Origin of the sequence: Marinobacter azerbaijanicus (assembly GCF_030250645.1) — a bacterium.
GTDB classification, from domain to species: domain Bacteria; phylum Pseudomonadota; class Gammaproteobacteria; order Pseudomonadales; family Oleiphilaceae; genus Marinobacter; species Marinobacter azerbaijanicus.
Genome location: NZ_JASSVS010000009.1, coordinates 151,769 through 165,998, shown reverse-complemented (window position 1 = coordinate 165,998; position 14,230 = coordinate 151,769). Strand labels below are relative to the sequence as shown.

The 14,230-nt window shown below is 59.3% G+C and carries 10 protein-coding genes; 9 read left to right on the top strand and 1 reads right to left on the bottom strand.

The features are described 5' to 3' along the window. Positions 1 to 142: 142 nt before the first annotated feature. Positions 143 to 844: a hypothetical protein gene (locus QPM17_RS16935; protein ID WP_285392113.1), complete on the top strand. Its 702-nt coding sequence runs from the start codon at positions 143 to 145 to the stop codon at positions 842 to 844. Here the strand turns inward: QPM17_RS16935 and QPM17_RS16930 are convergent. Continuing rightward, on the bottom strand, positions 824 to 3,487 hold the full coding sequence (locus tag QPM17_RS16930; protein ID WP_285392112.1) for a nitrate reductase: 2,664 nt from the start codon (positions 3,485 to 3,487) through the stop codon (positions 824 to 826). The two genes, QPM17_RS16935 and QPM17_RS16930, sit on opposite strands and share 21 nt — an antisense overlap. 442 nt (positions 3,488 to 3,929) lie before the next feature. Here QPM17_RS16930 and QPM17_RS16925 point away from each other — a divergent pair, with 442 nt between their 5' ends. From QPM17_RS16925 to nirD, 8 genes are all read left to right on the top strand, one after another. Further along, positions 3,930 to 4,556 carry an ANTAR domain-containing response regulator gene (locus QPM17_RS16925; RefSeq protein WP_285392111.1) on the top strand — a complete coding sequence of 209 codons (627 nt, stop codon included), beginning with the start codon at positions 3,930 to 3,932 and terminating at the stop codon, positions 4,554 to 4,556. Positions 4,557 to 4,586: 30 nt separating this feature from the next. Further along, positions 4,587 to 5,843 carry an ABC transporter substrate-binding protein gene (locus QPM17_RS16920; RefSeq protein ID WP_285392110.1) on the top strand — a complete coding sequence of 419 codons (1,257 nt, stop codon included), beginning with the start codon at positions 4,587 to 4,589 and terminating at the stop codon, positions 5,841 to 5,843. Between the two features lie 204 nt (positions 5,844 to 6,047). Further along, complete coding sequence (locus QPM17_RS16915) at positions 6,048 to 7,397, top strand: CmpA/NrtA family ABC transporter substrate-binding protein (protein WP_285392108.1); 1,350 nt, start codon at positions 6,048 to 6,050, stop codon at positions 7,395 to 7,397. A 24-nt stretch (positions 7,398 to 7,421) separates the two neighbouring features. Further along, positions 7,422 to 8,417: an ABC transporter permease gene (locus QPM17_RS16910; RefSeq protein ID WP_285392107.1), complete on the top strand. Its 996-nt coding sequence runs from the start codon at positions 7,422 to 7,424 to the stop codon at positions 8,415 to 8,417. Positions 8,418 to 8,561: 144 nt separating this feature from the next. Continuing rightward, on the top strand, positions 8,562 to 9,467 hold the full coding sequence (locus tag QPM17_RS16905; protein WP_422732778.1) for an ABC transporter ATP-binding protein: 906 nt from the start codon (positions 8,562 to 8,564) through the stop codon (positions 9,465 to 9,467). Positions 9,468 to 9,766: 299 nt separating this feature from the next. Then, positions 9,767 to 10,996, top strand: a complete 1,230-nt coding sequence (locus QPM17_RS16900) for an NAD(P)/FAD-dependent oxidoreductase (RefSeq protein WP_285392106.1) — start codon at positions 9,767 to 9,769, stop codon at positions 10,994 to 10,996. A 29-nt stretch (positions 10,997 to 11,025) separates the two neighbouring features. Further along, positions 11,026 to 13,539, top strand: a complete 2,514-nt coding sequence (nirB, locus tag QPM17_RS16895; protein ID WP_285392105.1) for a nitrite reductase large subunit NirB — start codon at positions 11,026 to 11,028, stop codon at positions 13,537 to 13,539. A gap of 232 nt (positions 13,540 to 13,771) precedes the next feature. Continuing rightward, a complete protein-coding gene (nirD, locus tag QPM17_RS16890) occupies positions 13,772 to 14,140 on the top strand; it encodes a nitrite reductase small subunit NirD (RefSeq protein WP_285392104.1) in 369 nt (122 codons plus the stop codon). Positions 14,141 to 14,230 lie beyond the last annotated feature (90 nt).

Sequence of the window (14,230 nt, the reverse complement as noted above, 5' to 3'; positions counted from 1 at the left end):
ATTCAAGCAACGGCTTCGTCGGCACAGCGAGCTCTATCGGTCGTCAGCGGAACAGAGCCATAGCAAACTCGTGAACCGAAAGGTACCCTTAGCGAGTTCAGGCAGATTAGCGGTAGAAGACACAGACTCAGGCTCCCCCAGAATGACCATTTCCACAAATTACGCCATTCGTCTCGGCGAACTGATGTGCGCCGTAACCCAAGAGGTTCTCTGGTCCCCCGCGCAGAACTGGGTCCGCAAACAGGCTCCGGCCACAACCCTGCTTTGCCGGGTCGGCTCCGGCCAGGCCACCTACCACCGATTTGATCCGCGGTTGAAACAACACCAGATTACCTATGGCAAGCGCATGATCATGTCCAAGCACCAGCCTGATGCTGTCGCCGGCTGGCTTTCCGGGCGGGAGATACGGCAGCGCAAGTATTTTGAGGGCGAGGTCACCACACTGAATCTGCTGGCGCACACCTGTTGCCACGAATTTGCACACTTGCTCCAGCATGTAGCCGGCCAACGCTATCACGGCTCCGTCCATAACCCGCATTTCTACCGCATACTGGATGAACTTCACGACAGCGGTGGCGCCGATGCTGCCAAGCGCCACCTGGCAGAACAGGCAGAGCGTGCCGGCATACCTTTACCCCATGAGCCGATCCAGTCCACGGATACGCGCCAGTTGATGGCGAAATGGTCAGTGGGGGACAGCGTTGGGTTTGGTACCAGTACGCGGCACATGCAAGGCACGATTATCCGGGTAAACCGGAAAACCTGTACGGTCGAAGGGACGGGGCCATGCCGTGGATTGCGGTATAGAGTGCCAGCCGTTCTGCTACACCCTCTCGCCGACTGAACCGTCAATCAGGTTACGCAATTCCGGAATACAGGAGCCGCAGTTGGTACCGCAACGAAGTAGATCGCCAAGCCCCTGCACCGATTCCACCCCGTCGGCAATAGCAGCCCCGATCTGGCGCTCGCCCACCTGAAAACAACTGCAGATAATGGCCCCCGGGTCTTCTACATCCACGTCGCGGGCCGCCAGCAGAGTTCTGCGGCTGGATTCTGACAACTCCGGCTCGGAGAAACAGTCATCCAGCCAACCCGCCTTCGGAATCCTGGCCGGGTCATGATCCACCATCAATACAGCTTCCAGTTGGCCATTGATGATACGGGCGGCGCGGAAACACCCCTGTGCCGGATCGGCCATAACGACATGGGCGGCCCCTCCAAGCCAGTCGCTCACGGCACCCTGCCATTGGACGGGCTGCCCCCCTGCGATCCACCAGCTGTCACAGTGATGGAGCGGCACATGGCACCAGTAGTCCGCCAGCCAGCGTCGGGGCCGATTACGGCGAACCAGAAGCCGTCCGTGCCAGCTTGCGCGGAACGGGGTCAGGGATGCGCGGCCGTGTTTTGCTTCGGGCTGGCCAGAGACGGGGTCCGTTACCGATTCCGTCAACACGGTAGCCACGGCACTGGAGGCAAACTGGCGGTTCCAGTGGATGGGAATAAAGACTTCCCCCGGTCGCTGTTCGCCACTGCTGCGCACCCGCCCCACAAAGTGGTCGTTTTTCAGGGTCAGCCGACCAAGATGTCCTTCCAGCAGCTTCAGTCTCGCCATGTCGTGCGGATGAACTTCAATGAATGGCTCGGATCTGTGCGCCAGCAGTCGTGGCGCACTGGCGGTTCGGGTCATGGTATGCCACTGGTCCCTTATGCGACCGGTGTTGACCACCATGGGATACCCATCGCAGGCTTTCTGTTCAGGCAATATCGTGTTGATGGCAACAAACCGGGCGCGATGGTCGTCGGTTACAAAGCGGCCATCGGTAAAAAGGCGGGACGAGCCAGTTGCACCAGCACCCGACAGTACTGGCCATTGCACTGGTTCCAGAGCGTCGTAGCCAGTATCCGTCAGGCCTGCCAGTCCGGCGAGATTGAAGATTCGTTCGCCACCATTTTCGTGAGCCGACAAAGCGGCGTGCTCGCGGAATATGTCCGCAGGGCGGTCGTAATCAAAGGCCTCTGCAAAGCCCAGCTTTCCCGCCACCGAACTCACTATCCACCAGTCCGGCTTCACCTCGGCGGGCAGGGGCAGGAAGCTGCGTTGTCTCGAGATACGCCGTTCCGAGTTGGTCACCGTGCCATCCTTTTCACCCCAGCCTGCGGCGGGTAGCAGTATGTCGGCATGGGCGGTTGTGTCGGTCTGACTCACGCAGTCGGACACGATCACCGTGGGACAAAGTGCCAGTGCTTCCCGGACCCGTGTCGAATCCGGCAGGCTGACTGCCGGGTTGGTACCCATAATCCAGAGCACCCGGATATCCCCCCGGTGAACCGCCTCAAACATATCCACAGCCTTCAGCCCGGGACCGTCAGCTACCGAGCTGGTGCCCCAGAAGCCGGCCACTTTTGACCTGGAATCAGGGCTGTCGTAATCCATATGGGCGGCCAGCGTGTTGGCCAGGCCACCCACTTCCCGGCCACCCATGGCGTTGGGCTGGCCGGTCAGTGAAAAAGGCCCTGCACCGGGCTTGCCAACACGCCCTGTGGCCAGGTGGCAGTTGATAATGGCATTGCCCTTGTCGGTGCCGGCAACGGACTGGTTAATCCCCTGGGAGAAGGCGGTAACCGTGCGTGGCGTTGATGTAAACCAGCGATAGAAGGTTTCCACATCCTGCCGTGGCAAATCACACTGTTTGGCCACAGACGCCACATCCGGCGCTGCCGCCCTTGCACTCGCCAGGGCTTCACCGAACCCCTGGCAATGATGGTCGATGTAGGCCTGGTCCAGCCCGTCCCCGTCCGCCAGCCAACCCAACAAACCATTGAACAGGACCGTATCAGTACCGGGACGGAGCGGCAGGTGCAGATCTGCCAGCTCGCTGGTGGCGGTGCGCCGGGGATCGATCACCACCACCCGGCGGCCCTCGCGGGCGGCGGTTTTCATGCGCTGGTAAAGCACAGGGTGGGCCCAGGCCGCATTACTGCCCGCAAGCACCAACAGATCCGCCAGTTCCAGATCCTCATAACAGCCGGGCACCACATCGGCACCAAAAGCGCGCTTATGGGCAGCCACCGCTGACGACATGCAGAGCCGGGAGTTGGTATCCACATTGGGTGTGCGTATAAAGCCCTTGGCCAGCTTGTTGGCGACGTAATAGTCTTCGGTCAACAACTGCCCGGACAGGTAGAAGGCCACCGACTCGGGCCCGTAGGCGTCCATGCTGCTGCGAATTGCCTTCGCCACCTCCTCAATGGCCTTATCCCATCCAGCCCGATGGCCCCTGATAACCGGAAACAGCAATCGTCCTTCGTGCCCGGTGGTCTCGTGCAGACTGGCGCCCTTGACGCACAACCTTCCCTGGTTTGCCGGGTGTTCAGCGTCGCCCGCCACCGGCTGTCGGGTGTCGGGACTGGCGACAACACCACACCCGACTCCGCAATAGGGGCAGGTAGTATGGACAGAGGGGTTACCGGCTTTCAGTGAATCCACGACATCTCCTGAGCATCACAAAAAAAGGCCCGCACTGCCCCGGATCTGTGACCAGACAGACGGGGCAGGCGGGCCTCTTTGCCAGATTTATTCACCGGGCCTTCATCTTCCCGGGCTATTCATACAACGCCCGGCTACCTGCAAATCCAGGGCCATCACCTGCCCAATCTGTCTGCAGCGGCACTTCAGCCTTTAAAAACCGGGAGCTTCACCATCCATTCAGAATCAAAACGGTGCAACACCGGCAAAAAACGCCCAACAACTGCGCAGTTTTCCCTTACCGGGACACGCCAAAGGCATTCCGGAATTCGCTGACAAACACGGACAGAAGGCGTTGCAGCACCCTGGCAGATTTATTGCAGCTGCGACTGCCAGGACGGGAAAGGCTTTGCTGAACGGTTAGCCAGTCACCGTCAACGACTATTCAGTTGAGGTAACCATCATGAATTCGCCAGAACCCCTTCGCATCCTTCTGATAGACAAGGACCCCGAACGGGCAAGTCAGGTTTGTGCCGCCCTCAGGCACGAAGGCCATGAAGTGATCCGTCAGCGCCCCGATGCCAATGGCCTGACAGCAGCAGTGGCCCGGGACCAGCCAGACATGGTGATCATCGATATGGACTCGCCAGACCGGGACACCCTGGAAAACATGAGCACGCTCAATACCCATGCACCCAGGCCCATTGTCTTCTTTGCCGACCGACCAGGCGATCGCGCCACCATACATGCGGCGGTAAAGGCGGGTGTCAGCGCCTATGTCGTCGACGGCATACAGCCGGAACGGGTTCGCTCGATCATTGACTCGGCGGTGGCCCAGTTTGAATCCTTTCAGGCGTTGCGCACCGAGCTGGAGGAAACCCGCTCGGCGCTGGAGGACCGCAAGATTATCGAGAAGGCGAAGGGCCTCATCATGCGACATGAACACTGCGACGAGGAAACCGCCTACCGTCTGTTGCGCAGCTCCGCCATGGAACACAGCGAGCGGCTGGCGGTCATGGCAGGACGCGTTATATCGCTGATCGAGAGCCGCAGCCAGGGATCCGACAAGCCGGCGCAGAAAGCCTCGTAACAGCGCCAGTCAAGGTCTTACGGAGTCACGATGGTCCAGCCAACGCCAATCCACAAACACCCCGGATTCCATGTCCGGCTCGGTTTCGTACCACTCCTCGACAGTGCGCCACTGATTGTTGCCCGCGAGTTAGGACTGTTCGATGCCGAAGGGCTTGATGTCGAGCTGGTTAGAGAGGGCTCATGGGCTTCGCTGCGTGACAAAGTCACGTTTGGCCTGCTCGATGGCGGACACATGCTGGCTCCCATGCCTCTGAGCATGTCCCTGGCCAGCGACCGGCCCAGGGTACCCATAGTGGTAGGCATGGTACTGAGCCGTAATGGTAACGGAATCACCCTGGGTAATCAGCTTCATCACCAACTGGTTCGTTCAACCACCGATCTCGACAACCCCATCGCCACTGCCCGCGAGCTGGTCCGGGTGGCAAAGGACAGAGGCAAACCAATACGGCTGGCTTCCGTGGCGCCGTGGTCCAGCCACGATCTTCAGCTTCGGGACTGGCTGGCCTCCGCAGGCCCGGAGGTGGAAAGTCATACCCAGATTATTCCGGTTTCACCGGTCCAGATGGTGGATGCATTCCGCTCGAATGCCATCGAGGGCTGTTGCGTGGGCGAGCCCTGGAACAGCCTGCTGGAGTATGAAGAACTGGGCCGCATCCTTCATTCCGGCCATCAGATCTGGCAGAACGCTCCGGAAAAAGTCCTGGGTATGCGAGCTGACTGGTTATCGCAACACGGCGTCATGTACAGGCGTCTGCTACGCGCCCTGCTCGCCGCCTGTCGGTGGCTGGACAACACCCATAACCACCGCCTGCTACGGGAAATTCTTGCGAAACCGGAATACCTGGGCGAACAGATCAATGTACTGGATAACCACCCCTACAGCCTTTTCCACCCAAGGCTGGAACAGCATTTCTTCCGCCACTCGGCCAACTTCCCCTGGTTGTCGCAGGCCCACTGGCTGGCCACTCGGCTGACTCTGCGCGGACAACTGGGCCCGGTCAACGGCTCGATGTTGCGCCAGGTGGTTCGCCCGGACCTGTTCCGGGATGCCGCCGCCTCCATGGGCATCGACACACCGGTCATCGACAGCAAGACGGAAGGACGGCACCAGATCCCGTTCACCCTTTCCGGTCACTACGGGCCCGTCAATGTGTCCAGCGACCGTCTGCTGGGGGAGCACCTTCATGACTGGATGGCAGGCAGTCATGAAGCCTCAAGACCGCCCAACAACGATGCATCACGCACTAAAACGGCCACCAGAACCGGGCCCGAGCATGGAAACTGACACCAATAACTCTTAATGATCATTTAATTTCAAACACATACAGAACTGGCATGCCGTCTGCTTAATAGACACCAGACGATCCTGCATTCACTGTTCCGGCAAATGACAGTGATGAAAACTGACAGAACATCAGGCATTGAGGCCTGCGTCCCGGAAACGGGGGGCAGGCTTTTTTTTGTCTGAAACATACTCCGGGAGAGCACCATGAAACTGAAAACACTCGCAGCCACGCTACTAATACTGGCAGGCACAGCACAGGCCGGGATCGGCCCGGCAGAAAAGCCGGACCTGAAGCTCGGCTTCATCAAACTTACGGATATGGCCCCACTGGCTATCGCGTGGGAACAGGGCTTCTTCATGGACGAAGGCCTGTTTGTGGAGCTGGAAGCCCAGGCCAACTGGAAAGTACTTCTGGACGGCGTTGTGACTGGCACCCTGGATGGTGCCCACATGCTGGCCGGACAGCCACTGGGTGCCACCATCGGCTACGGCACCCAGGCAGATATCATCACAGCATTCAGCATGGACTTGAACGGCAATGGCATTACCGTTTCCAACGATGTCTGGGAACAGATGAGCCCACACATCAACAGGAACGAGGACGGCAAGCCGGCCCACCCAATCAGTGCCGCTGCCCTGAAACCCGTGATCGAGCAGTACCGTGATGAAGGCGAACGCTTTCGCATGGGTATGGTGTTCCCGGTCTCCACCCACAACTACGAATTGCGCTACTGGCTGGCGGCGGGTGGCCTGAACCCGGGCCTCTACGCCCCACAACGGGGAGATACCAGCGGCACGATCGACGCCGATGTTCACCTGTCTGTCACACCTCCACCACAAATGCCGGCCACCATGGAAGCCGGCACCATCCAGGGCTACTGCGTGGGCGAGCCCTGGAACCAGCAAGCCGTTTTCAAGGGCATTGGCGTGCCGGTGATTACCGATTACGAAATCTGGCCCAATAACCCCGAGAAGGTGTTCGGGGTGACAGAAGCCTGGGCCGACAAGTACCCCAACACCCACCTGAGACTGCTGCGCGCGCTGATTCGCGCGGCGCACTGGCTGGACGAAAACGACAACGCCAATCGCCAGGAGGCGGTGAAGATCCTGTCACGCTCAAGCTACGTGGGCGCCGACGAAGAAGTGATTGCCAATTCCATGACCGGCACCTTCGAATACGAGAAAGGGGATGTTCGTGAGGTGCCCGACTTCAATGTCTTTTTCCGCTACTACGCCACCTATCCCTACCCCTCCGACGCCATCTGGTACCTGAGCCAGATGCGCCGCTGGGGCCAGATCCCGGAGCCGAAATCCGACGACTGGTATATGAAAACAGCAGCCAAAGTCTACCGCGCCGACATCTACAAGGAAGCCGCCCGGTCGCTGATCGAAGATGGCACCCTTAGTGCAGAGGACTTCCCGGACCTGGATGCAGAGAACTTCACCCGCCCTCACCAGGGCGAGCTGATCGACGGTGTGGCCTTCACTCCCAGAGCGCCCAACGCCTACATCGACAGTTTCGAGATTGGCCTGAAAGGCTCGCAAACCCCCTAAGCATTGAGTGTCAGGAGACATCACATGACAACGCTCAGCCACACCGACTCGTTATCACAAGGCCAACGATGGCTCCGTGCACTGACTGAAAAACTGTCCGGACGCAGCCTGGCCGAAACCGGACGCCAGCTGCTGCTGCCCACCATTGGCATTGCCCTGTTCCTGGGCTTCTGGCACCTGGCCGCCCCGCAGGTACAGACCTCCCTGGGCGCCTTCCCGGGCCCGGCCCAGGTGCTGGAGCAGACCGGCCAGCTCTGGCAGGAGCACAGCAACCAGCGGGACCGGGCGGCTCAGTTCGTGACCATGCAGGAACAACGCAATGAGCGCATCCTGGCCGAGAACCCGGACGCGGAAGTAAAGATCCGCGACTACCCCGGTGCGCCCACGTTTATTGACCAGATCTTCACCAGCCTCGGCACCGTGCTGGCGGGTTTCGTACTGGCCACCATTATCGCCGTGCCTCTGGGCATCATTATCGGCCTGAACCGCCATTTTTCGGCAGCGGTGAATCCCTTGATCCAGATCTTCAAGCCGGTATCCCCGCTGGCCTGGCTACCGCTGGTAACCATGGTGGTCTCTGCCACCTACGTCAGTGACGACCCGATGTTCGAGAAGTCGTTCCTGACCTCGATGATCACCGTTACTTTATGCAGCCTCTGGCCCACGTTGATCAACACAAGTGTGGGTGTCTCAGCAGTAAATCCAGACTTGCTGAATGTTTCCAAGGTCCTTCGCCTGTCGTTCTGGACCCACGTTCGCAAAGTCGTGCTGCCGTCATCCGTTCCTATGATCTTTACCGGTCTAAGAGTGTCACTGGGCATCGCCTGGATGGTGCTGATTGCCGCCGAAATGCTCGCCCAGAGCCCCGGCCTCGGCAAATTCGTCTGGGACGAATTCCAGAACGGCAGCAGTGAATCCCTGAGTCGAATCATGGTGGCTGTATTAGCGATCGGGTTTATAGGATTTCTGCTAGATCGAATCATGCTGGTGATACAGAAAAAAGTAGCGTGGAACGAATAGAACTCGGCATAGAGCTGGCAGGGAGGGTGGTCCGGGGACGTCAAAAACAGGGATGTTTTTGTCGAGCGTACAGGGACGTATTTACAGCGTGCCCCGGACCACCCTCCCTGCCAGCTCGTACTCAGAACCTAGAGGAGAGAGAACATGAGCAAGTCGCATCTTGAATTGACCAATGTACAGATGGCCTTTGATACCAAAGATGGGCCATTTGTGGCATTGGAAAATGTCGATCTTAAAATTCGTAAGGGCGAGTTTCTATCGCTAATCGGTCATTCAGGTTGCGGTAAATCCACCGTACTCAATATCGTCGCCGGCCTGCTTCAGGCTACTCGTGGAGGCTGTGTTCTGGACGGACATGAAGTAAACACTCCAGGACCTGAAAGGGCGGTGGTATTCCAGAATCATTCTCTGATGCCCTGGCTGACGGTGTATGAAAACGTGGAGTTGGCAGTTCAACAGGTGTTCAAAAAGTCCATGAGTAAAAAGGAGCGCCGCGAGTGGATTCTGCACAATCTGAAGCTCGTGAACATGGACCACGCCCTGGATAAACGCCTCGGCGAGATATCCGGAGGCATGGCGCAGCGGGTGGGCATTGCACGGGCACTGGCGATGAAGCCCAGTGTGCTGTTGATGGACGAACCCTTCGGGGCGTTGGATGCGTTGACCCGGGCCCATCTTCAGGATTCGCTGATGAAGATCCAGCAGGACCTGAACAGCACGGTGATCATGATCACCCACGATGTGGACGAGGCGGTGCTGCTGTCGGACCGGATTGTGATGATGACCAATGGCCCTGCCGCCACCATTGGCGAGGAACTGCATATCGATCTGCCACGGCCCCGCAACCGGGTAACCCTGGCTGATCACCCCGAGTACGTGCGTTACCGCCAGGCGGTGCTGTCTTTCCTTTACGAGAAGCAGCGTTTCCCCGGCAAAGAGGAGAATGAGCAAGAGAAGCAGACTGCCGACGCCGAAGTTCCCGTTCAGGAGGACAACTCGCCTGAGGTGGTTAACAAAAGCGAGGAAAGCCCGGTTCGCCGCATCGCCTGAGCTCATTGGGGCATGGCGGGCTCTCGCGCCGGTTCAAAGCACTCATCCGGTGCACTCGCCCTGTCAAAGCGCATGAATTCCGTGCCAGCCTCAAAGGCTTTAAGCATAACTAGCTGTAAATAATAGAATTATTATGTTGGCACGGCCTTCGCTACTACAAATATAGGGAAGAACGTCCCGGCCACGGATCGGCCGGACCATCAGATCATTGTTGTTGGCATTGGTGCCGGACCATCGACCCCCTTCGGGGGTGAGATGCTCCGGCTTTTTTTGTTCGGGCAGAACAGGGGATGACGATTATGAACGCAGAGACAGAACAGACTCTTGTTATCTGTGGGCACGGCATGGTGGCCCAGCGTCTGCTCGAAAAACTGGTTGAGCAGCCGCAAAGCCCTTTCGAGCGGATTGTGGTTTTTAACGGTGAAGCAACGCCGGCCTACAACCGTATCCAGCTTTCGGCCGTACTGGCGGGCGATGCCAGTGAAGACAGCCTGCAACTGCAACAACCTGACTGGTACCGGAAGCACAACATTGAGGTTCACCAGGGCGATCCGGTTGTTGCCATCAACCGCGCAGAGAAGACCGTCAGCACCGAGGGTGGGGTGGTTCAGCCCTATTCCCGCCTGGTGCTTGCAACCGGTTCCCGCTCCGCCAGCCTCGGCCTGGACGGTGAGCATCTGGAAGGCGTCATGGGCTTCCGGGACCTGCAGGATACCCGCCGGCTTATCAACATCAGCCAGCGCCACCGCCGGGCTGTGGTCATCGGTGGCGGATTCCTGGGGCTGGAGGCCGCCGAAGGCTTACGCAGCCGCGGGATGGCTGTCACCGTGCTGCATCGCAACGGGCACCTTCTCAACCGGCAACTGGACCAGGCCAGTGGCGCATTACTGGAAGAGTCGCTGACTGAGCGCGGGCTGTCGGTTCGCACCAATACCTCCCCCGTTGCCCTGCTGGGCCGCAACCTGGTGCGCGCGGTGCAACTGGATGATGAAACCCTGATCAGCACCGACCTGGTGGTGATTGCTGCCGGTATCACCCCAAACACGGAGCTGGCCCGCGAAGCCGGCCTGGATTACGCGCGAGCCATCCGGGTATCTCCACAACTGCAAACCAGCGACCCGCACATCTACGCACTGGGCGAGTGCTGCCAGGTCGGCAGCCAGACCTTCGGGCTGGTGGAGCCAGGCTATCAACAGGCTGACGTGCTGGCACAGGTGTTGAGTGAACCGGACAGCCAAGCAGCCTTTGTGCCATCCATTATTGCCACACGCCTGAAAATCAGCGGCATTCCCATTTTTTCCTGCGGCCAGACCGAAGCGGACGCGGATACCGAATCCGTGGTCTGGCAGGACTATGAAACCAATCGCTACTGCCGGCTACTGGTGCGCGGCCATCGCCTGACCGGTGCTGTGTTATTTGGCGAAACCAGCGACGGCCCCTGGTACAGCGAACGCATTCAACAGGCCGATGACATCAGCCCTTACCGGGCCCATCTGGCCTTTGGCAAGCACTACTGCGAAGCCGCGTAAAGCGGCCGGGAACAGAGAGAGGAATTACCATGAGCAAGAAAACCCTGATCGTAATCGGCAACGGCATGGTCGGCCATCATTTCCTGGAGCAGCTGGCGGCAACGCCCGCTGCGGCGGACTTCGAGATCAAGGTATTTGGAGAGGAGAAGCTGCTGGCTTACGACCGGGTTCACCTGTCCGAGTATTTCAGCGGCTCCACCCACGCCGACCTGGCCATGGGTACTGCCGACTGGTACGCGGAAAACCACATCGACCTGTGCCTGGGCGAACAGGTCACCGGCATCGACCGCGACAAACAGACCATCACCACACCCATGGGCGACTACGGCTATGACGAACTGGTGCTGGCCACCGGCTCCTACCCATTTGTGCCGCCCATCAAGGGCAATGAACATCCCAACTGTCTCGTTTACCGTACCCTGGAAGACCTGGACAGCATCCGTGCCAGCGCCGACGGCGTCAAAACCGGTGTGGTGGTCGGTGGCGGCCTGCTGGGCCTGGAAGCGGCCAACGCCCTCAAGAGCCTGGGCCTGGAAGCCCACGTGGTGGAATTTGCACCCCGGCTGATGCCAGTGCAGCTGGATACCGACGGCGGCGCCCTGCTCAAGCATAAGATCGAGGAACTGGGCGTGCAGGTGCACACCGAAAAGGCCACCACCGAGATCGTTGAGGGTGAGGACGCCCGCCTGCGGATGAACTTCAGTGACGACTCTCACCTGGAAACCGATCTGATCGTTTTCTCCGCCGGCATCCGCCCCCAGGATGCCCTGGCCCGCTCCTGCGACCTGGCCATTGGCGAGCGCGGCGGTATTGTCATTAACGACCAGTGCACCACCTCGGACCCACACATCCACGCCATCGGCGAGTGTGCCCTGTGGAGCGAGAAAATTTTCGGACTGGTGGCCCCCGGTTACACCATGGCCCGCACCCTGGCCTCCGTGCTCAATGGCGACCAGGAAGCGGCCTTCACCGGCGCCGACATGAGCACCAAACTCAAGCTGCTGGGGGTGGATGTAGGTTCCATTGGCGACGCCCATGCCACAACACCGGGCGCCCGCAACATCCGTTTCAATGACGAACAGGCCGGCCACTACCGCCGCATGGTGATCAGTGAAGACGGCAAGACGCTGCTGGGCGCCATCCTGGTGGGCGACAACAGCCACTACGACACCCTGTTGCAATACGCCCTCAACGGCATTGAACTGCCCGAGCAGCCGGAGACCCTGATCCTGCCGGAAAGCCAGGGCGGCGCCCCGGCCCTGGGCCCCGACGCCCTGCCGGAAACCGCCTCCATCTGCTCCTGCCACAACGTGTCCAAGGGCGATATCTGCGGCGTGATTGATGCCGGCTGCAGCGACCTGGGTTCGGTCAAGGCCGAGACCAAGGCCAGTACCGGCTGCGGCGGTTGCGCCGCCTTGCTGAAGAACGTGGTGGACAGCGAGCTGGAAAAACGCGGCGTGGAGGTCAGCAAGGACATCTGCGAACACTTTCCGTACAGCCGCCAGGACCTTTTCAACATCGTCAAGGTCAACGGCATCCGCACCTTCCGCACGCTGATCCGCGAGCACGGCAAGGGCCACGGCTGCGACATCTGCAAGCCGGCGGTGGCTTCCATCCTTGCCACCTGCTGGAACGAGCACATCCTGGCCACCGACCATGTGCCCCTGCAGGACACCAACGACACCTTCATGGCCAACATGCAGAAAAACGGCACCTATTCCATTGTGCCTCGCATTCCCGGTGGTGAAATCACCCCGGACAAGCTGATCGTGCTGGGCGAGGTGGCCAAGGAATACAACCTCTACACCAAGATCACCGGCGGCCAGCGTGTGGACCTGTTCGGCGCCACCCTGAGCGAACTGCCGGACATCTGGGAGAAACTCATCGCCGCCGGTTTCGAAACCGGCCACGCCTACGGCAAGTCCCTGCGCACGGTAAAATCCTGCGTCGGCAACACCTGGTGCCGCTACGGCGTGCAGGACAGCGTGGGCATGGCGATCACCCTGGAGAATCGCTACAAGGGCCTGCGTGCGCCACACAAGGTGAAGATGGCCGTGTCCGGCTGCACCCGTGAATGCGCGGAAGCCCAGAGCAAGGACTTCGGCGTGATTGCCACCGAAAACGGCTGGAACCTCTACGTCTGCGGCAACGGCGGCATGCGCCCGCGTCACGGAGACCTGTTCGCCACCGATCTGTCTGATGAGGAGCTGATACGCACCATTGACCGGGTAGTGATGTTCTACGTGCGCACCGCTGACCGCCTGCAGCGTACCAGTGTGTGGATGGAGAACCTGGAAGGGGGTCTGGACTATCTGAAACAGGTGGTTCTGGAGGACAGCCTGGGCATCTGTGACGAGCTGGAACAGCACATGGCGGATCTGGTTGGTACCTATCAGTGCGAGTGGAAAACAGCCGTTGAGGATCCTGAGAAACGGAAGCGGTTTCGGGAGTTTGTTAATGCGCCGTCCAAGAAAGATCCGGTTCAACAATGGACTACTGAGCGGGATCAGAGGCGGCCTTTGGTTGAGGGGGAGCCTGCTTAGGACTGGTGGTTTGGGGGCGGAGCGCGGGGGTGCGAAATATTTTTCCTTGGGAAAAGAACTCGCTTCGCTCAGACATCTTTTCCTGGCGGAAAAAATTTCGCACCCCCACGCTCATCGGGTCACCAGTTTTCGCTGTTTGAATACCTATCCAGTAGCGGGTTTTCGCTGGTTATAGACGCTGCAGAGCCCAAATCAACACTTTGAATAAACCACATTGAAATTGGAGAACGTTATGAGAGCACGCATTTCCTGGGATGTTGTTTGCACCGTTGATGACCTTGTGCCGGAATCCGGTGTGGCGGTCTGGACCGAGGATGGGCCGGTGGCGGTGTTTTATTTGCCGCATCGGTTGCCGGCGTTGTTTGCTGTCAGCCATACCGATCCGTTTACCGGCAAGAACGTGCTGGCGAGAGGTATTACCGGTGATCTGAAAGGACAGCCGGTGGTGGCTTCACCGCTGTACAAGCAGCATTTCAACCTGCAGACCGGTCAATGCCTGGAAGATGAGGAGGTAACCGTTAAAACCTACCCGGTCCTGCTCGATGGCAACAACGTCCGGGTTGAAGTCCCGACGGTCAACAAAGAATCGGCCGCCGCATAACCTTAGAGTTGCTCCCGGTAGGCCTTCGCCAAGGCTAAAAAAGCCGATTGGGGGGTGGGGTTATTTTTTCTGCCAGGAAAAAGGTGTCTG